The 20,298-nt window shown below is 48.1% G+C and carries 19 protein-coding genes; 15 read left to right on the forward strand and 4 right to left on the reverse strand.

Annotated features, from left to right (window positions below):
- Nucleotides 1-3 precede the first annotated feature (3 nt).
- Nucleotides 4-225, forward strand: coding sequence for a hypothetical protein (locus EJP77_RS00105; protein ID WP_127197172.1), 222 nt, complete (start codon nt 4-6; stop codon nt 223-225).
- Nucleotides 226-279: 54 nt separating this feature from the next.
- On the opposite strand, the gene EJP77_RS00110 is transcribed toward EJP77_RS00105, so the two are convergent.
- Nucleotides 280-906, reverse strand: coding sequence for a TetR/AcrR family transcriptional regulator (locus EJP77_RS00110; RefSeq protein WP_127197173.1), 627 nt, complete (start codon nt 904-906; stop codon nt 280-282).
- A gap of 228 nt (nt 907-1,134) precedes the next feature.
- Between EJP77_RS00110 and EJP77_RS00115 the strand changes: the two genes are divergently transcribed.
- The 8 genes from EJP77_RS00115 (at nt 1,135) to EJP77_RS00150 (ending at nt 11,729) form a co-directional block, all read left to right on the forward strand.
- Nucleotides 1,135-2,607 (forward strand): DHA2 family efflux MFS transporter permease subunit, encoded by a 1,473-nt coding sequence (locus EJP77_RS00115; RefSeq protein WP_127197174.1) that lies wholly within the window; start codon nt 1,135-1,137, stop codon nt 2,605-2,607.
- Between the two features lie 248 nt (nt 2,608-2,855).
- Nucleotides 2,856-4,307, forward strand: coding sequence for a glucose-6-phosphate dehydrogenase (zwf, locus tag EJP77_RS00120; protein WP_127197175.1), 1,452 nt, complete (start codon nt 2,856-2,858; stop codon nt 4,305-4,307).
- A gap of 33 nt (nt 4,308-4,340) precedes the next feature.
- Complete coding sequence (gene gnd, locus EJP77_RS00125) at nt 4,341-5,234, forward strand: phosphogluconate dehydrogenase (NAD(+)-dependent, decarboxylating) (RefSeq protein WP_127197176.1); 894 nt, start codon at nt 4,341-4,343, stop codon at nt 5,232-5,234.
- Nucleotides 5,235-5,546: 312 nt separating this feature from the next.
- Nucleotides 5,547-6,338, forward strand: coding sequence for a polysaccharide deacetylase family protein (locus EJP77_RS00130; protein ID WP_127197177.1), 792 nt, complete (start codon nt 5,547-5,549; stop codon nt 6,336-6,338).
- A gap of 38 nt (nt 6,339-6,376) precedes the next feature.
- Nucleotides 6,377-7,039, forward strand: coding sequence for a phosphatase PAP2 family protein (locus EJP77_RS00135; protein WP_127197178.1), 663 nt, complete (start codon nt 6,377-6,379; stop codon nt 7,037-7,039).
- Between the two features lie 115 nt (nt 7,040-7,154).
- Entirely contained in the window at nt 7,155-8,063 is a 909-nt protein-coding gene (locus EJP77_RS00140; RefSeq protein WP_127197179.1) for a radical SAM/SPASM domain-containing protein, read from the forward strand.
- 181 nt (nt 8,064-8,244) lie between these two features.
- The gene (locus EJP77_RS00145) at nt 8,245-9,510 is read left to right on the forward strand and encodes a DUF445 domain-containing protein (RefSeq protein ID WP_127197180.1); all 1,266 of its coding nucleotides are present in this window, start codon (nt 8,245-8,247) and stop codon (nt 9,508-9,510) included.
- Between the two features lie 263 nt (nt 9,511-9,773).
- Nucleotides 9,774-11,729, forward strand: coding sequence for an ATP-dependent DNA helicase (locus EJP77_RS00150; protein WP_127197181.1), 1,956 nt, complete (start codon nt 9,774-9,776; stop codon nt 11,727-11,729).
- Between the two features lie 373 nt (nt 11,730-12,102).
- Here the strand turns inward: EJP77_RS00150 and EJP77_RS00155 are convergent, their stop codons facing one another.
- Nucleotides 12,103-12,954, reverse strand: a complete 852-nt coding sequence (locus EJP77_RS00155) for a 1,4-dihydroxy-6-naphtoate synthase (protein ID WP_127197182.1) — start codon at nt 12,952-12,954, stop codon at nt 12,103-12,105.
- A complete protein-coding gene (locus tag EJP77_RS00160) occupies nt 12,951-13,643 on the reverse strand; it encodes a futalosine hydrolase (RefSeq protein WP_127197183.1) in 693 nt (230 codons plus the stop codon). Before EJP77_RS00160 ends, EJP77_RS00155 begins: the two co-directional genes overlap by 4 nt.
- A gap of 284 nt (nt 13,644-13,927) precedes the next feature.
- Between EJP77_RS00160 and EJP77_RS00165 the strand changes: the two genes are divergently transcribed.
- The 4 genes from EJP77_RS00165 to EJP77_RS00180 all read left to right on the forward strand — a co-directional run bounded on the left by EJP77_RS00165 (nt 13,928) and on the right by EJP77_RS00180 (nt 17,107).
- Nucleotides 13,928-15,235, forward strand: a complete 1,308-nt coding sequence (locus EJP77_RS00165; protein WP_127197184.1) for an MFS transporter — start codon at nt 13,928-13,930, stop codon at nt 15,233-15,235.
- A 108-nt stretch (nt 15,236-15,343) separates the two neighbouring features.
- Nucleotides 15,344-15,592, forward strand: a complete 249-nt coding sequence (locus EJP77_RS00170; RefSeq protein WP_127197185.1) for an XRE family transcriptional regulator — start codon at nt 15,344-15,346, stop codon at nt 15,590-15,592.
- 184 nt (nt 15,593-15,776) lie between these two features.
- Nucleotides 15,777-16,664, forward strand: a complete 888-nt coding sequence (locus EJP77_RS00175) for a DMT family transporter (protein WP_127197186.1) — start codon at nt 15,777-15,779, stop codon at nt 16,662-16,664.
- Between the two features lie 68 nt (nt 16,665-16,732).
- Nucleotides 16,733-17,107, forward strand: a complete 375-nt coding sequence (locus EJP77_RS00180; protein ID WP_127197187.1) for a hypothetical protein — start codon at nt 16,733-16,735, stop codon at nt 17,105-17,107.
- Between the two features lie 68 nt (nt 17,108-17,175).
- Here the strand turns inward: EJP77_RS00180 and EJP77_RS00185 are convergent, their stop codons facing one another.
- Nucleotides 17,176-18,483: an MFS transporter gene (locus EJP77_RS00185; RefSeq protein ID WP_246021574.1), complete on the reverse strand. Its 1,308-nt coding sequence runs from the start codon at nt 18,481-18,483 to the stop codon at nt 17,176-17,178.
- Between the two features lie 223 nt (nt 18,484-18,706).
- Between EJP77_RS00185 and EJP77_RS00190 the strand changes: the two genes are divergently transcribed.
- Nucleotides 18,707-19,360, forward strand: a complete 654-nt coding sequence (locus tag EJP77_RS00190; RefSeq protein WP_127197188.1) for a TVP38/TMEM64 family protein — start codon at nt 18,707-18,709, stop codon at nt 19,358-19,360.
- 15 nt (nt 19,361-19,375) lie between these two features.
- Nucleotides 19,376-20,260, forward strand: a complete 885-nt coding sequence (locus EJP77_RS00195) for a MerR family transcriptional regulator (RefSeq protein ID WP_127197189.1) — start codon at nt 19,376-19,378, stop codon at nt 20,258-20,260.
- The last annotated feature ends 38 nt before the right edge of the window (nt 20,261-20,298 follow it).

The raw sequence follows: 20,298 nt of genomic DNA on the forward strand, positions 1-20,298 counted from the left end.
CTTATGGAGACAGGTTTTATGATCCGCTGTTTGAAATGCGGACAGGAGCATTCGATCGTTCCAGGTCGCCGCAGTCATCGTAATGAAGTCATCGAATTTGGAACAGACAATTATGGAGCTGATCAGATTTCCTGTCAATGTGGAAATGCACTTGAAGAACACAGCCGTTTTGAAGGTGAAGATTTCGAAGGTGAATTCATTGTGGAGTGGAAGCAAATCCCATAGGAATTCTTGACTGAATAACTATAAATAAGCCATGGAGTCATCTTTTTGATGACTTCATGGCTTATTTGCTCTCCGCAGCTTTTTCATACCTGAGGACCCAAGCGGGCCCAGCTGAGCCAGCCTGGTTGAGATAATGGCAACCTCTTCAGGGGTTTTGGTCATATTCGTCTCGAACCAATGTTGAAGAATCCCCATATTTACCGACAGGACATATTCATTGATGTAATCGGATGGAACGAGGAAGTCGTTATCATCAAGCTCGAACTTGACCCGATTGCCTTCCAAATGATCATGCATAGCTCGCTTCATGCGCAAGGGGAAGGCGGGATCTCCTTTGGGCCCTAAGATTACTTTGAAAAACCATGAGTTTTGTTTGAAATATTCATAGATTTTCACAATCTGAGGATTCGGTACATTTAAATACTTGCTATTCTGAGCCTCGAGTGGATTGAAATCTCTCATTATGCTCAACCAGCCTTCCAACATATAATCCGAACATTTATCCAGTAAATCCTGCAGATCCCGGTAATGCAAATAAAATGTACCTCTGTTGAGACCAGCCTTCTCCGTTAATTGCGTGACACTAATGCCTTCATAACCATTTTGCTCAATTAGCTCCATTAGTGCTTCACGAAGCATTTGCTTGGTTCTTAAGATCCTGCGGTCTACGATTTCTTCCATAATTTCAACTCCATTCCTCCATATATAATCGACACAGAGGGGCTTCGCTGTTCATTAATAACCAGTTCGCAAAAATCTGATTATTGCAAATCAATTTACGACTATCTACAATAACAAAGTGAGCGTTAATGAACATATCGTCTATTATCATAATTACATATTCACACATCAGGAACAATAGATCGCTCAAATAGAAAAAGAGAAACTTTAGGAGACGGAGGTCTGTAAATGAGTTCGACGAATACAGCAGCGCACAAGCCGGTTACGATCAGGCAGCTGATCGCACCGCTTATGGCTGTTATTATCGGGATGTTCATGGTTATTCTGGACAGTACCGTTGTGAATGTGGCTCTGCCTAAACTGGTAACTGATTTCCACACTACAGTGCCTATCATTCAGTGGACAGTAACCGGTTATACGCTGGCCTTATCGGCCGTAATTCCCCTCGCCGGTTGGATGACCGACCGTTTTGGGGCCAAGCAGATCTTCTTAATTACCATTGCTCTGTTCACACTCGGATCCGTGCTTTGTTCGCTGGCAACTACTCCAGAACAGCTCATTCTTTACCGTGTTATCCAAGGTCTTGGAGGCGGTATGGTTGCTCCCATTGGTATGGCTATGGTCTTCAGGCTGGCTCCTCCAGAGAAAATGGGCTCAATCATGGGTGTACTCGGTGTTCCGATGCTGCTTGCACCGGCACTGGGTCCAGTATTGTCAGGTTATCTGGTTGAGTATGTCTCGTGGCACTGGATATTCCTGATTAATCTACCCGTGGGGATACTTGCGATGATCGTAGGTATTAGATTTCTTCCAAGATTCGAGCGCAAAGAGGTTCCTTCACTGGATATTCTAGGGATTATCCTCGCACCGATTGCATTTGCCATGCTCGCTTATGGGGTGAGTGAAGGTGGTAAGAGCTGGTCTTCCACAGAAACATTGACCGGCCTGATTGTTGGTGGCGTGGCCTTGTTGTTATTTATCATTGTAGAGCTGTTCCAAAAGCAGCCACTTCTAGAACTGCGTGTATTTCAATCCAGTGATTTTACAAGAGGGATCTTCATTGCCTGGATCTCCCAAATCGCTCTCTTTGGTGCCATTCTGTTAATGCCGCTTTATCTGCAGCAGGTCAGACAGTATACCCCGCTAGAGAGCGGCCTTACTGTTCTTCCTCAGGCCTTGGCCTCAGGCTTATTTATGCCGATTGGAGGAAGACTATTCGACAAAATCGGAGCAAGGCCTCTGGTACTCGTAGGTCTGTCCGTCATCACCGGAGCCTTATTCATGCTGTCTAACATTGCGGTTGATACGGAATCCTGGTTCATTATTACAGCGCTCATCATGATGGGGGCAGGTATGGGACTCTCCATGATGGCGATCAATACGCACGTGCTTCAGTCTGCGCCAAGAAAGCTGGTTAGCAGGGTTACTCCCCTTACAACTGCTGCACAGCAGGTAATGGTATCCTTTGCGGTAGCCGGGTTAACTGGTTATTTGACTTCAAGAATTACAGAGTATATGCCTGAAGTAAAAGATTTGACTAAGGCTTCAGTTGCTGCTTATGGGGATACTTTCCTTGTGGCAGCCTGCATAGCTGCTGCAGGAGCTGTTTTGGGTATTATTTTACGCAGACCTAAACCTCAATTAGAGGCCCCGGCTGAGGGTACGGATCAATCGAACTCGGCCATGATGATGAATCACTAAAAAAATGATTTATTCATTTTGATAGTCTCAATGTAACTCTTAAACCCTTCTGGCTGTAGGCTAGGAGGGTTTTTGTGATATGGAAAGCTTCTGTTTTCTCATGAATTCTTCATCATACAGACCTGACATAGTTATTGACGTTTAAATTCTACAGGTGTAAACTAGCTAAGTTGAGTTTTGGATGCTAACAGATAGTAACCTTATATACTTTTTATAGTTCATAGAGAGAAATTTCTGGAGGGATAGTCGTGGATGCTATGACATTTGTATTGTTTGGAGCCACTGGAGATTTAGCAAAAAGAAAGATTTATCCTGCGTTATACAATCTGTATATTGATAACAAGCTGCCAGAAGGATTCTCTGTATTTGGACTAGGTAGAAGAGAAATCTCTAATGAGGACTTTCAGGCCAGTGTAAGAGACTCGCTCCACAAGTTCTCCAGACGGCTAGGTATCGGAGACCGGTTGGAGTCTTTTTTGAGTTCATTCCGCTACAGTGCCCTTAACGTTAATAACGTTGAAGATTACAGTACACTGTTATCTGCTGTGCAGGAACGTGAAAATGAATTGAAAATTCCCGAAAATCGGATGTTTTATCTTTCCGTAGCCCCTGAATACTTTGGGACCATTGCACAAAATATAAATCAAAGTGGACTTGGTACGGTTAAAGGTTGGAGACGGCTCATTATCGAGAAGCCATTTGGTCATGATCTGGAGTCTGCACGTGCCCTGCATGAGAGCTTGGAGCAATCTTTTGCTGAGGAAGAGATCTACCGAATTGACCACTATCTTGGCAAGCCGATGGTACAGAATCTGGAGGTTCTAGGTTTTGCGAACCCAGTACTCCAGGCCCTATGGACTAACCGATATATTGCGAATGTTCAGATTACTGCGAATGAGCTTGTGGGAGTAGAGGATCGGGCTGGATATTTCGATACGGCAGGTACGATCCGTGATATGTTCCAGAACCATATGCTGCAAATTCTGATGATGGTGACTATGCACCTGCCTAAACGCAGTACTCCAGAAGAGGTACGCATGAAGAAGCGGGATATCGTAGCGTCTCTGCGGCCCATTGCCAAAGATGAGGTCATTAACCATGTGATTCGTGGGCAGTATAGTGCGGGAGAGCTGAATCAATCACCTGTTCCAGGATATCTGGATGAGAACGGGATTGAGGCTGGTTCCCGTAATGATACCTATGTTGCCGCCAAAGTCTGGATTGATACTCCATTCTGGAGTGAGGTTCCATTCTATATTCGCACAGGTAAAAGAACACATGAGAAATCTACGCGAATTGTCGTTGAGTTTAAGGAGCCTCTGAAAATGTCTTCAGACGCTGAAGAGGAAGCAGCACCTAATCTACTAACCATTGAGATCAATCCGATGGAGAGTATTACGCTTCAGCTGAATACGAAGAGTGCAGGAAGCGACGGTAAGCTTGAGCCGATTCACATGCATTTCTCGTCCAATTCCAAAAATGCACCGGAAGCTTATGAGAATTTGATTCATGACGCTATGCTTGGCGATTCAACCTTCTTCGCACATTGGGACGAAGTTGAATTGTCCTGGAAATGGATACAGCCTGTGCTTGAAGCGTTCAAAGAAGATATCATTCCACTGCATCTCTATCCAGCTGGGACTAACGGCCCAGAGGCAGCTCACCAATTGTTGGCTGAAGATGGAAACCAGTGGTGGTAATAGATAATTTAATAATCAGGAGGACTAACTAGTATGAAAATCGGACTTATTGGTCTAGGTAAAATGGGTCTTAATCTGGGTAAAAATTTGATCGATCATAAGCATGAGGTGGCCGCATTCGACCTGAATGACGCAGCCGTTACTGAAATGAAAGAGTATGGTGCAGATGGCTTCTCGAGCCTGCAGGATATGGTACAATCGCTAAGCGCACCGCGTGTACTCTGGATTATGGTTCCCCATGGCGTGGTAGACACAGTTCTGGGACAAATCAAGCCATTACTTAGCCAGGGTGATATTGTAATTGAGGCAGGTAACTCCCATTACAAAGAATCGATTCGCCGTGCAGATGAGTTGAAAGAAGCCGGCATTTATTACATGGATGCGGGAACTTCCGGCGGTATGGAAGGCGCACGTAACGGCGCTTGTTACATGATTGGTGGAGATCCTGAAGCATGGAGCGTGGTTGAACCCGTGTTCCGCGATACTTCAGTTGATAATGGATACTTGTATGCTGGCCCATCAGGAAGCGGTCACTACCTCAAGATGGTTCATAATGGAATCGAGTACGGCATGATGGCCGCGATCGGTGAAGGCTTTGAAGTGCTTGAGAAGAGCTCCTTCGATTTCGATTATGAGAAAGTAGCCAAGGTATGGAACAATGGTTCGGTTATTCGTTCCTGGCTGATGGAACTTACTGAGAATGCTTTCTCCAAAGATAGCAAGCTCGACGGGATTAAAGGAGTTATGCATTCCTCCGGTGAAGGTAAATGGACCGTTGAGGAAGCTATGGATCTGCAGACTGCAACCCCGGTTATCGCCATGTCGCTTCTAATGCGCTACCGTTCAATGGACAATGATACGTTCACTGGTAAAGTAGTTGCAGCCCTGCGTAATGAATTTGGCGGACATGCCGTCGAAAAGAAATAAATAAAGTTCTGGCCTTATCTCGAACAGCTTGGGATGAGGCCTTTTTACTGCCATACAAGACCCGGCTGTCCTATTCATCAAGAATATTATTAACAAGATATAGACTATTGGCTGTAACCTAATTCACACTTCGCGGAATTGTTACCTTTTTGTTTAATTATGCGTCGATATATAAGATATAATGGAATATATTGCTGGTTGAATTGCAGGGCACCCTGTCGGCTCTTTTTGGCTCGGCAGGGTGTTTTATTTGACTGCGTCCTTTAGTCTGTCGGATTCTGTATTAATTAAGAGATAGGAGATCTGATTAGAATGACACTGAAGAGATACCATTATATTCTTATTATCGGCAGCCTTATTATTCTTCTCTCCATAATCAATCATATTGCTGTACTCCATAGGGAAGCTGTGAGCAAGGAGCAGCAGACACAAGTGATCAAGAAGAATGCGCAGAAAAAGGCAGTCCCTGTGAAGGAGGTTAAATACTCTTTTCGTGAAATCTATGAAGTTAAGACGAAGAAGAAGATGGTGGCGCTCACGTTCGATGACGGACCGGATAACCGATATACTCCTCAGATTCTGGACATACTGAAGGCAAATCAGGTCAAGGCAACTTTCTTTCTCGTAGGACGACAGATCGATAAGGATCCGAACGTAGTTCGGCGTATCCACAGTGAAGGTCACGAGATCGGAAATCACACGGTGAATCATCCTAATCTGAACAAAATGGAAGTTCCGGAGATCTCTGCGGAGATTGAGAATAACAATGCCAAAATCAAAGAGCTGACGGGTTACACGCCGGTATTGTTCCGATCTCCCTACGGCAACGCTTCTGAGCAGGTTAAGGACGTACTCACACAGCATCATCTGATGTTGGTCAACTGGTCTGTGGATACAAGAGACTGGAAGATGACTTCTCCTTCGATGATTATTGACAACCTTAAGAGCGAGGTACGACCGGGAAGTATTGTGCTGCAGCACAGTTTTGGCGGGAAGAAGGTTCATAATACGATTCAGGCTCTACCGGAAGAAATTAAGTGGCTCAAAGAGCAGGGCTATACGATGGTCACCGTCTCAGAATTAATTGAGCAGGAGGATAAATAACTACTTGAGGTTCTTCATTAGATGAAAGTAGGGATAATATGAATGGACAAAAGTGGTTTACAAAAGCTTTTGCCCTGAGTTTGATTTGTGTTCTAGGATTTGTCTACATTGCTTATTGGATCAGTGATCACCAAATTCACAGATTCGATGAGACCGTTATTGCATCCGTTCAGGGACTGGAGTCGCCGGGACTTACGACTATCATGAAAGCTTTTACCTGGATTGGATCAGGCATACCCGTTGCAGTCATCACACTTGCATCGATTGTCATTCTATATTTTGTTCTCAGGCACCGCAGTGAGCTGATCTTCCTGGCTGCACTTGCCATCACATCCTCGCTGCTAAATTCCGTGATCAAGCGGATCTTTAAGCGGGACAGACCCACTCTGCACCGGATTGCTGAAGCGAATGGATTTAGCTTCCCGAGCGGCCATGCTATGGCAACGATAGCCTTGTATGGAGGTCTTGCCTTTCTGCTCTGGAAGCATGCACCTGCCTTGATCGGGCGCATACTGATCCTTACGGCGAGTCTTATTCTAATCCTCATGATTGGAATAAGCCGGATCTACCTGGGCGTACATTACCCGAGTGATGTGCTGGGAGGTTATTTGCTAAGCACAAGCGTGCTGGCGATATTCATATGGTACTATCAAAGGTACCTGGAGCGCAGACAGAGGAAGCTTGAGGGTGTCCGTGCTTGATTTAACGCAGGATTACTGCTTGCTAAGATAAGCTAACTACGCTACTATTTTCTGCATAGATGAAATAAGCATTCTATCATTTAGATAACCTGCAGAGAATTGGAGCTTCTACCCGATGAAAAAATTCAAAAAGTTCTATATTGAAACTACAAGTATTTGTAATTTGGCATGCTCGTTCTGTCCGCCTACGAAGAGGCAGGCGAATTTTATTAAGCTAGAGGATTTCCAGAAGACCCTGGATCAGATAAAGCCGCATACCGACTATATTTACTTTCATGTCAAAGGCGAACCGCTGCTCCATCCCAAGATTGGCGAAATGCTGGATATGGCGCACGAGAAAGGCTTCAAAGTCAACATTACAACTAACGGCACCCTGATTAACAAGAACAGAGACAAGCTGTTGAACAAGCCGGCACTCCGGCAGATGAATTTCTCTCTGCACAGCTTTGACGGCCATGAGGGCTCTACCGACCGGGACGGTTATATCTCAAGTGTCCTGGGTTTCGTGAAGGAAGCCGTGGCACAGTCCAATCTGATAGTGTCTTTGCGGCTGTGGAATCTTAGTGAAGATAATCTCACCAACCTGCAGAAGAATCGCAACCGGGAGACATTAGAGTACATTGAACGCGAATTCAATCTGGATTTCAAAATCATGGAGAAGGTCACACCAGGCAGCGGGGTCAAGATTGCAGACCGGATCTACTTGAATCAGGATTATGAATTCAAGTGGCCCGACCTGAAGGAAGAAGAGGATCACAGTCCGGGGTTCTGTCATGGGCTTCGCAATCAAGCCGGGGTATTGGTAGATGGCACAGTCATTCCCTGCTGCCTGGATGGTGAAGGTGTTATCAATCTGGGGAATATTCATCAGAAGCCATTCTCCGAGATTATTGAAGGTGAGCGAGCGAATAACCTGTATGAGGGATTCTCGAAACGTGAGGTAAAGGAAGAACTGTGCCGCAAATGCGGCTATCGCAAACGGTTTGACCTTGCGCCCGGCGAAGTCGGAGCACTTAGCTCTTAACTTGGAGAACGGTTCAATCAGGAATTATTTTTATCAAATATAAGGATTTCGATGAATCTTTCATTTCAGAAGGCTGTCTCTTGGGTAATAAGAGACAGTCTTTTTTTTACCTGAGAAATTTGTGCTATGATGTCTATTGATAAGTAGATTTATACGGCAGAAGATCAAGCGAGGTAGAATAATGGCGCTAAAAACAACTAAACCGAAACAAAACTATATAGCAGGGATTTCTCTGGGCGTGATGGGAGTTGGGTTCGCTGCAACGCTTCCCTTTCACGAGGGAGCCCTCGGCTTAAGGCTGCTGCAGGGTGGATTCGAAGCTGGCCTTGTTGGAGGTCTTGCCGACTGGTTCGCCGTCACCGCCTTGTTCAGGCATCCTATGGGTATACCAGTACCGCACACGGCACTGCTGCCGAAGAACCGGGAGAAGCTGACGGAAGCCGTGATTGCGATGATAGAGACAGAATTACTGCGTAAGGAGAGCATTGGCGAGAAGATCAGAAGCATTCGAATTGCTGAGCTTGCCCTTAATAAGATCAAGGCGGGAGTAAAAGCGGGTTCTTATAACCGAGCAATCTCATCCGTGCTTCTGTCCGTTATCCAGAATATCCCGGTTAGTCAGTTAACTGGGATCGTAATGCGCGAAATTCAGCAGGTAGTAGACCATCTTGATGAGAAAGCAATCCTGAACCGGGTATGGGACGAGATCGTTACACGCGGGTATGACGAGAAGGTGCTTGACCTGGCTTTGGACCGTGCAGATGCCTGGGCAAGACAGCCTGAGACTCGGGATATGCTGGGTAAAGTCGGCATTGAACAAATCCAGCAGATCAAGCTGGGCGGCTTGATGCAGTTCGCTGTAAATGCGTTTCTCGGGTATCTTAATGAAGATAAGATGGGAGATCTCATTCAGGGATTCATCTTGAAGCAGGTTGAGAATTTCAGGAACCCGGATAATTTGAACCGGTTGAAGCTCCTTGCGATCCTGCATGTCGAGGTAAACCATGCGCTGGAGCGTCCAGAGCTGCTTGAGGAAATAAGAAGCTGGAAGGACAATCTGCTGGATAAGTTCGATCTGGAGAAGAAGATCGAGGGTTATATCCGATCTCTGATGGATCGGCTTCAGCTGTTCTTAGGGAGCGACGAGTTCTATGAGCAATGGTTAACCCCTTTCCTTGGAACTATGCTGAAAAGGCTGGAAGAGAGCCCAGAGCGGCTAGAGCAGGGTGAACAGTGGATTCAGCAGCAGGCCATGCAGCTGATTGAGAAGCACTACTCCAAGATTGGAGCCTTGGTCAGAGAGAACCTGAATAAGCTTAGCAATGCAGAATTGGTCACATTCATCGAGGGCAAAGTCGGCAGGGATCTTCAGTGGATCCGGATTAACGGGGCGATCTGCGGTTTCCTGGTTGGTGTTGGGCTCAGCTTGATAAGAGCCTTAGTGTAAGGGCCAAGGAATGGCACGAGAATGGCAAGAAGAGAGCTAGAGAAGTGCATGAAGAGAGTAAGCGTGTAAGAAGAAAGCAAGAAAAAGAGCAAGAAATAAAGCAAGAAGATGTACGCTCGGCAGCTTCCGGGGTACATCTTTTTTTGTGAATAGACATATCTGGCACCCGAATCATTGTTTTTTGGAGGCAAGCATGTGATAATTAAGCTTTGTCCTTTATGAATCGCACGGTATTACAGATTTTGACGTTGGAGGCAGAGATAGTGGATCGTTATCCTTTTGAATTTAATTCTTCACAGCCCTTCATTCCCCAGCTGGGTGAATGGATTGCGGATGTGTTCTACGATATATTGCCGGAGGCTGGCTTTGAGGTGCGGGATGAGCAGATATATATGGCTTATCAGCTGGAGAGAGCCTTTGCGGAGAAAAAGACCATTTTTGCAGAAGCGGGGGTGGGTACCGGCAAGACTCTGGTCTATCTCCTATACGCTGCGGCCTATGCCCGTTATATGCGGAAGCCCGCCATTATTGCGTGTGCCGACGAATCGCTAATTGAACAGCTCGTTAAGCCCGAAGGCGATATTACGAAGCTGATCAAGCACCTGAATTTTGCGATTGATGCTCGTCTAGGCAAATCGCCGGATCAGTATGTCTGTCTGATTAAGCTGGATGAGGCAAGAGCAAGGGAGATGGAAGGTACACACTATGATGAAATTTATGAAGGGCTGCCAAAGTTCGTGCGAACCCCGGAGACTATGCAGTCGTTCCATGCCTACGGTGACCGGAAGGACTACCCTGATCTGAATGATGAACAGTGGCACAAGATCAGCTGGGATTCATTCCAGGACTGCTTCGTATGTGACCGCAGACATCGCTGCGGACAGACCCTCTCACGTGACCACTACAGGGCTTCTTCAGATCTGATCATATGTTCACATGATTATTACATGGAGCACGTCTGGACCTATGAGGGGCGCAAGCAGGAGGGGCAGCTTCCACTGCTCCCGGACCACTGTGCGGTTGTGTTCGACGAAGGGCATTTGCTCGAAACAGCTGCCCAGAAGGCACTTAGCTATAATTTGAAACATTCGGTGTTCGAGGAGATTATCCTGCGGCTTCTGCAGGGTGAGATCCGGGAAAGCTTGGCCGTACTTATTGACCAGGCCATCCAGCAAAGCGAGATCATGTTCCATGTACTGGAGAGCAGCAGTTCCGAAGTGGTTGGTTCTGACCGAATGAAGGTAGATTTGTCGGGCCGACTTCTGCGTGAAATAGCGGGATTCCGCAGCGTGCTTGACCAGATTGAGGAAGAGCTTGTGTTTGAGGGAGAGCTCTATACGCTAAATGACTACCAGCTGCGAATTGTGGAAGAACATCTGGAAATGATTCAGAAGGCATTAAGTCTGTTCCAGCGTGAGGAGACTCCGATCTGCTGGACAACCCTGCATAAGGAAGGCCTGACTCTTTCGATTATGCCGAAGACGGTGAAAGAAGTTCTTAGGGACCGCGTGTTCAATCTGAGAATCCCGATCGTGTTCTCTTCAGCCACCCTTTCCGTGGATGGTTCATTCGATTATGTGGCGGATAGCCTGGGAACCCAGGATTATCTCTCGTTCTCAGCGGCTTCACCTTACGACTATTCGAATAAAATGAAGATCTATGCTCCTGCTTGGAGAGAAGAAGGTTCATTCGATGAGAAGATGAAACTTGCCATCCAGCTGCTTAAGCAGACCGAGGGTAGAGCTCTAATCTTATTCCGGACGATGGAGGACCTTCAACAGTTCAAGCAGCAATCCAAGATAAGTAGGGAGCTGGCTGAGTTCCAGTTCTATTATGAAGGAGACCAGGAGATCAGTCATCTGATCGCAAGGTTTCAATCCGAAGAGCAGAGTGTCCTATGTGCGATAAGCTTGTGGGAGGGGCTTGATGTGCCTGGACCATCGTTATCCAATGTGATCATATGGTCGCTGCCCTTCCCGCCGCTTGACCCGGTATTCATGGCAAAGCATCAGTCTGCTGAGAACCCATTCATGGAGGTTGATCTCCCTTATATGAAGCTGCGGCTCAGACAAGGATTGGGGCGGCTGATTCGAACATCAACGGATCAAGGCATTGCAGCCATCCTCGGAGGAACGCTTCATCAAGCGGACTCGGAGGTAGCCAGGCACGTCATCTCGGTGCTTCCACCTGGAGTATCGCTCGGCATTCTAAGCGAGTAGGCTGGCTGTGCCTACCGCGTAGACATAGAAAGGCTGTGCCTGCCGTCTTGAGGGCTGAACTTGCTGGAAAGGCGATACCTGCTGTGTTAGAGCTAGTCAGGCTGTACCTTACTGTGTATACAAAGAGCGGGATACCTGTGTGGATACTTAGGAAGGCTATACTTAGTCAGTAGAGCAACATGAAGTCCTATTATCAAGGAACAGGAGTTCCGAGCTTAGGTGAACGAGGGACACTTCCTCTTCGTTCCCCGGCCTTCAACGGTAGTGTCTAGATGATCGAAGTAGAAGTTAGAAGGGCAGCAAAAATAGAAGCAATTAGCCATGCGTAATGGACTAATTGCTTCTTTTCGTTGTTGTCGGGGAGCCTACCTATTCACTCCGGCTTCCAGATCAGCCGTGAAGGGTCGATTCGTGGAACCAAGCCTTCGTCCGCAGCCAGATTCAGCAGGGCACTGACGGCATTATAACCCTCTTCACCGAGCTCTGCGGTGAACTCGTTCACATAGAGATCAATATGGGCCTCTGTCACCTCAGGCGCCATCTCCTGGGCATGACTCGCAATATAGCTGCGAGAGGCTTCAGGATGGTCCCAGGCATAGCGCACAGAGTTCTGAATCCATTCAGCGATTTGCTTCAGATTCAAGGATCTGCGGGCGATAATGGCGCCGAGCGGAATAGGAAGCCCTGTGGTCTCTTCCCACCAGCTGCCAAGGTCGGTCATCATCGCTAATCCGTAATTTGGATAGGTAAAGCGAGCTTCATGGATAACAAGTCCAGCATCGATCTGTCCGTCCCGGACCGCAGGCATGATCTTGTCAAAAGGCATGACAACAATCTCGCCCACGCCGCCCGGTACATTTCTTGCTGCCCACAGCCGGAACAAGAGATAAGCAGTGGAGCGTTCGCTTGGAACGGCAACGCGGCGACCGCTAAGTGCTGCCGGATCCGGCTTGTCCGCGGTTCCACCTTGGGTAAGGACTAACGGACCGCATCCCCGGCCCAGGGCGCCCCCGCAGGGAAGAAGCGCATAGTCTTCCAGCACCCACGGGAGAGCGGCGTAAGAAATTTTGAGAATCTCTGGGCCGGTACGGTCAATAGCCCAGTTATTCGTAATATCAATATCGGCGTAAGTGACGTCGAATTCCGGCGCACCCGGAATAAGTCCGTGCACTAGAGCGTGAAAGACAAACGTGTCATTTGGACACGGAGAGAAAGCAATTTTCATTTGAGTTCCTCCTGAAGTTGAGTGAAAGCGGCCTCGAGCGCAGCAAGAGCATCGCCGATCCGCCAGGCGGACCGGTCGCGCGGGCCAACCGGATTTGAGATTCCGCGAATCTCAAGAACCGGCAGGCCGGCTTGCTCCGCCGCAGTGGCCACGCCGAAGCCCTCCATGGCTTCGGCACAAGCCCCGGGAACACGGCCGGCGATCGCCTCGGCCGTGGCCGCAGTTCCAGTTGCGGTCGTTACCGTGACAATCGGTCCCGATTGGACGGGGACTCCCGCAACCTGAAGGGCGCCGGTCAAGCGGGCAGCCAGCTCCGCTTGGACCGCAATGCTGGACGAGCCGAAGCCGAGCTCGTCCACACTGCTGAAGCCCTCCTGGGTCTCAGCGCCCAGGTCGGCTGCGGTAATGGCGCTCGCCACGACAACCGTGCCGATCTCGGCAAGGCCCGGGAAGCCGCCGCCGATTCCGGCGCTGATGACCAGGTCGTAGCCGTCCGCTGCTGTGGCGAGAATCCTGGCGGTGCTCGCCGCGGCGGCGGCAGAGCCGACTCCGGCCAGCCGAACATCGACCGCCGCCTCGCCCGGGCCGGTAAGCAGCCCGCGCTGCACAGCCTCTTGCTCGGCAGGTACTGCGGTCATGATCAGGACACGCCTAATGACGGGAATGTCCAAATTGTAATAGGGTTTCATATAATAATCTCCTTAGATCGGTTGGATGCTGGTCTATTTAGTGTAAGCCAAATTTAATTAGCCGACAACTCGGATAGGGATATACAGCTTACTCATGTTTACGGATCGTCTGTCATCAAGTAGGATTTGCTGTATATTTTTGATATTGTTTGGATGATCTGTGGGTGTTATGATAGGGCAAATTATGCTGGGGTACCTGAATACATAAGTCACATGTAAGATAGCATGAAATGAAAGGAACAATAGTCATAGCAACTGACAACACTCAGAGCAGGGGGGAGACCATGTCGAACGATACGTCACTCGTTAAAGAAACAACAGATCAAAGAGCAGAATTAATAAAATCCTTTGTGGATTCACCGGAGAAACAGCGTCAGCTGTACAAAAGAACGATGATCATCGTCATTGCTTCGCAGATTTTTGGCGGAGCGGGATTGGCTGCGGGGATCACGGTGGGTGCGCTGCTGGCACACGATATGCTAGGAACAGATAGTTATGCTGGTGTTCCTACCGCACTGTTTACGTTAGGTTCCGCTGCCGCCGCCCTGATCGTCGGCCGTCTGTCTCAACAGTCCGGGCGCCGTGTGGGACTTGCTGCGGGCTTCCTAGCAGGCGGATTGGGTTCCGCAGGTGTTGTCTTTGCAGCTGTCTTCAATAGTATCGCACTACTCTTCGTATCGCTGCTGGTCTATGGAGCAGGGACGGCTACCAACTTGCTGGCCAGATATGCCGGTACCGATCTGGCACTTCCAACACAGCGGGCCAAATCAATTAGTACGGCGATGGTCTTTACGACATTTGGTGCGGTTGCCGGACCGAATCTTGTAGATTTTACAGGCCGGATTGCGACTTCACTCGGAGCACCAGCGTTATCCGGTCCTTTCATGCTGGCATCTGCTGCCTATTTATTGGCTGGATTCGTATTGCTCATCTTCCTACGGCCAGATCCATTACTCGTCGCCAAAGCTATTGCAGACGCGCAGCATCCTCAAGATATTCGGAGTAGCTCACTACAATCTGATCCCCCGGCAGCCTTGGAGAATCGACGCGGGATCTTCGTTGGGGCGTCAGTCATGGTGTTAACCCAGATTGTGATGATAGGCATTATGACCATGACACCGGTTCACATGAAGCAGCACGGTCATGGGCTTGGAGAGGTTGGGATTGTAATCGGAATTCATATTGCTTCCATGTTTCTCCCTTCCCTGCTAACGGGCATTCTTGTCGATAAGTATGGCCGGAAGTCGATGTCCTATGCCTCTGGTGTAACGCTGCTCTTGGCCGGATTAGTCGCAGCATTCGCACCGGGTGACTCCATGGTATTTATGATTCTAGCGCTGGCTCTGCTCGGGTTAGGGTGGAATTTCGGCCTTATTAGCGGAACAGCAACGATTGTTGATGCTACGACCCCGGATACACGTGCCAAAACACAAGGAACGGTGGATGTCCTAATCGCTCTCGCCGGGGCATCGGGAGGTGCGTTATCCGGCATGGTGGTGGCCCATTCCAGCTTTTCAACACTCTCATTGGCTGGAGGACTCTTGTCTTTGCTTCTGATTCCCATTGTCTTGTGGTCGAGAAGGAAAGTATGATGGGGTCCCGCCACAAGAGCGGATATAGCTCCCTTTATTAGGTATAGGTTTTCTGGCAATGGATAAGGCTTAAGATTAAACAGAGTTATTGCGGGAGGTCATCGCTTCTTGAAATTTGAACTGGGACGCTGCTTGCTGAAGGATCGATTGATAGAAACCGGACAATCCGTGGAATGGCTGGCAGCAGAGTTGCTATTCAGACCGGAACGAATTTACGACTTCATCGATAACAAAAGAGTGATGCCGCTTAAAATTGCCATATCCATCGCCGATTCCATCGGTTGTGATGTTCGCGCCTTGTATGAATTGATTCCGGAAGGAAACGAAGGTAAGGGAAATCAAGGACACCACCTTTGATCCGACAAACAGCAACAGTCAGGGACTTTGTTTTCACGTCCAGGGCTGCTGCTGTTTCTTTTTTTGGTAATTCTGTTATTTTACTTTTACAGAAGATATATATGTATTGACATAGGGCTGGGCCTGAGCGTTATAATATCCAAGCTGATGGAAGGAAGTAAAAATGAAGGAGAGTTGATTTGCGATGCTATCTCGTACCCGGACAGCGGTGTACCTAATATTCTTGGTTCTAGTATGGGGAATCAACTGGCCTTTGTCCAAACATGCTTTATTATACTCACCGCCTCTGCTGTTCGCAGGGCTGCGTCTGCTGATTGGGGGCATCCTATTGCTTCTTATTGCCATTCCCAGATACAGGAAGCTGAGGTTCAAGGAGACCTGGCCTCTCTATTTCATCTCAGCCCTCTTCAATATTATTCTGTACTATGGTCTTCAAACGATCGGGCTCGGTTATCTGCCGGCGGGATTGTTCTCCGCCATCGTGTTTCTGCAGCCGGTACTGCTCGGGATTTGTGCCTGGTTATGGCTTGGAGAAAGGATGTATGGACTTAAGATTATAGGTCTGATTCTTGGGTTCCTTGGGGTTGGTGTGATCGGCGGCGGAGGTCTAACCGGAAGCCTCTCTCCGGTTGGCGTTATGCTCGCTCTGGGCAGCGCTGTCAGCTGGACGCTCGGTACCGTATACATGAAAAAAATCACCGGCAAGGTAGACTCTATTTGGATCGCAACCTTGCAAATCCTGATCGGCGGTATCGTTCTGCTGGTCCTGGGAAGCTGTACAGAAAGCTGGTCTGCAATCCAGTGGAACGGATCATTCATGCTGGATACTTTGTTCATCGCCATTTTCGTCATCGCCGTAGGCTGGTTGATCTTCTTCAAACTGGTGGGTTCGGGAGAGGCCAGTACCGTAGGTTCGTACACCTTTCTGATTCCGGTTATCTCCATCATTTGCAGTGTGATCTTCATGGGAGAATCATTGACGATAAATCTGATAATTGGCTTTGTCATGATTGTGGGAAGTATCATCTTGGTCAATGCGACTGGAAGAATTCGCTCGCGTTCACTTGGTTGATGAAGAATTCGTAACTTATTTCGCCCGGGTCCCGTTATTTAGATAACGTGAAGATTAGGGGGAGCAACTTGAAAAGAGGTTTATTTGTGACGGTTGTCGTACTGATGACAGCCATATGGATTGGCGGGTGTACCGGGTATTCATCTAATAACCGTGAGATCCCCCTTGAAATGACTGCTTTTAACAGTCTTAGTGACCAGGAGCAAGCCCGCATTCCAGTGAGCCCAAAGGATTCAGTTGTAGCAAAAGTGAGGGTTCATGAAGAGCTGGCTGCACTTATTGGCGAGCACTTTAATGGAAAAGAAGTGTACTCAATTACCTTTAAGCATACAGGGATTGGTTCCTTAAATGATATTCAAGTATACGTGGATTTAGACAAGCATACAATTCTCGGGAAAGAGTTCCAGGACGAGAAATTACCGGGCCCAGAGCCCGAGCTGTAGTTGCCAAGATTAAATAAAAGGGAGCCTTAGGTCAGACGACCTCGGGACTCCCTTTTTGTTACTATTTTTTATCCCGCTGTCTTCACAGCTCTTGCCGGCCGCTCTCGGAACATGAAGAAATACATTAGCGAGGAGACAATATATAATACACCGGTGATGCTGAATGTAATGGCATAGCCCCAGTAGTTACCGTAGCTGGTCACAAAGTACGATTGAACCGGACCCATGGTTGCCCAGCCGAGCATAAAGGCGGTCTGCATCAGTGAATTGGCAACCCCTCGTCTGCGGTCGGATACTCTGTCAATCATGATGGATGACTGAATCGGGTTGGCCGCATTCATAAGAGCCTGCCTGAAGAGAAAGCTGATTGAGGCAACCATCAAGAAGTGGGTGAAGCCCGTAAGCAGCAGGAATGGAAGGGACAGGATCTGGAAGATTACTACAGCCTTCACGGGGCCTACCCGAGCTGCAAGTGAAGGACCAATTAGCATGGAGACAATAGTCATCACCTGTCCGAGAGAGATCAGAACACTCATGGCACTGAGGGACACCGCGAAGCGATTGGTGAAATATAGATTAAGATAGGGGACAACTAGTCCCGAGCCTAAGCCCACAAGGAGCTGGGCGACGACGAAACGGGAGATAAATTTGTAGTCTCTGGAGGATTCCTTGTCCTTGTTTTTTTCTTTGTCCCTCCGAGGCATCCGATCATCAGCTCCGGTTGTATTAGGGTCGGCTGATACCTTTAAGTTCCTATGTAGTGTACTCGCGGCTTCAGTAAGAAACAGCAGGGGAATCACGGCCACTAGGGTTGTGATACTTCCAGTCAGAAGAACAGCCCGCAGACTCATTAGACGGGTGACGCCAACTTCCTGCAGCAGGTCGGCAATAACACCTCCACCCATACTACCGAAGACTTGCGCAGCCAGAACGACCGACGAGAAGTAGCTGAACATACGGAGACGCTGCGCCTTATCGATATTCTCGGCAAGATAGGGAATAGCCAGCACTTGAAAGATAGAAGCAAACAACCCCGTCAGCACTGCAAGGATAACCAGACTGTTCTCGGATCCGAGGAAGGAACGACCAAGGAAAAGGACCCCGCTGAACAGTCCTCCGATAATGAGGAGACGCTTGCGGCTGGTACGGTCTCCAATTAGACCAATGGGAATGAACATGATGGCGGTAGCCAAAGATTGGATGCTCACTACCCTGCCGTTCATGGTGTCTCCGTAACCCAGTCCTTGAATATACAGATTGTACAGCAGGGAGAAGATGCCCGTTCCGATCTGATAGAATATATTGGCCAGGAAAAATAACTGGATATTGCGTGACCAACTCCGTACTTCTGAGATCATGTTAGCGATAAACTGCACAGCTTGTTCCTCCGTTATTCCAGCTCTCTGCTCGGTACGAAGCCGATACAGAGAATCCTATTCATATTATTGACCAACTGACAATTAATAAGATTAATATACCAGATATGTCTACAGTTTGGGCAACCTTGTGTCAAATCAACTTATTCCAATGACAAGGCTGTTGCCGATGAGGTATGCTTGCTAATAGCACTCAATTATAAGGAAAATGCTTGGAGGTCCTATGCAACTATCGGAAATCATGTCATACATGACAGAAGAGAATCTAAAGAGCTGGATTGAGCAGTTTCGCGCTCTCGGACCTCTTCCGGGTGTGCTGCTGCCCTTTTTGAAATCATTTATTCCACCGCTTCCCACCCTGGTGATTGTTGGAGTGAATGCGGCGGTATATGGGCTGTGGCTGGGCTTCCTTTATTCCTGGGTGGGAATGGTCGCCGGCTGTATGCTTACCTATCTGATTGTTCGAAGAATCGGAGGACATCCCTTGCTTGAGCGGCTTGTGAGCAAGCCCAAAGTGGCCAAGACAAGACATTGGATTCAGAATAATGGCTTTAGCTATGTGTTCCTGTTGAGTCTTTTTCCAGTCGGACCTTTCGTAGTTATCAATATCGCCGCAGCACTTTCAGGCATGAAGCTCCGCTCCTTCCTGCTTGCTGTTCTGGTAGGTAAAGGGATTATGACCTTTGCGGTCTCCTGGATAGGTTCTGATGTAACCAAGTACTTGGAGCGTCCTTTGGAACTGATCTATATCGTGATCTTCGTTGCCTGTTCGTTACTGCTTATGAGACGAATTGAAGCCTGGTTTGCGAGAAAAGATCAGCCTGAGAGAACGGATTCGAATATCGAATCCACCCATAGTCTGGATCAGCTAAGATAGGGGAAGGTGTGCAATATGGCGAAAGATCAGCTCTATACGATCGGCCAAGCGGCGAAGATTTGCAACCTCTCAGTACAGACACTAAGATTTTACGACAAAATAAACCTGGTGAAGCCCGGAGAGACCGATCCTTTGACGGGGTATCGATACTACTCCAATATCAATCTTCTGCATATCAAGATTGTGCAGGATATGAAGCTGCTTCAATTCTCGCTGGAAGAGATCGCTCAGCTTATCGGCTCTAAAAGTCTGGACGAGATCCGCACGATGATGATACAGAAACATGAAGAGACCGTATCGAAGCTGATTTCGCTTAGGCAGGTCGCAGGCTCCCTTGAGCAGAGAATTGGCCAGCTTGATTTCCTGAAGGGGCTTGGGTCTGGAATTCCCGAGACGGATGTCCTGGTTGAACTTAAATATATGCCGCAGCGCACCGTTGCTTCTCAGCGGGGGCGTTCGGGCTGTGGACTGGAGTCCTCGGTGGTTGGATTTACTGAGCTCTATCATTTCATAGAGCAGGCTGGACTTCAGGCTGACGGGTACATCATGACCATATACCATGAAGACCTGCTGACTTTTGACCGGGACGATGTCGACCTCGAGAGATGTATTCCAGTCCGTCTGGAGCAGGGGGAACTGAAAGGGCATGTCCAGCAGTATGCGGATTATCTTCGTACAATTCCTGAGGGGAATTACATCACAGCGCTCTATTGCGGGATTCCCAATGCCGATTCCTGTAAGCAAATTTATCAACGTCTGTTGACCTGGATGGACGCGGGAGGCTATGAAGCTTCTGGACCCGCGATAGAACAGTATCTTGTGGATATGTCCCAAATGATGAAGCCTGAAGAATTTATAGTGGAGCTGCAAGTTCCCGTGAGAAAAAGATTGACCCTATAGCTGCTATAGGGTTTATTTTTATTTCATTAAAAGATTCA

Source organism: Paenibacillus zeisoli, assembly GCF_003994465.1.
GTDB classification, from domain to species: domain Bacteria; phylum Bacillota; class Bacilli; order Paenibacillales; family Paenibacillaceae; genus Fontibacillus; species Fontibacillus zeisoli.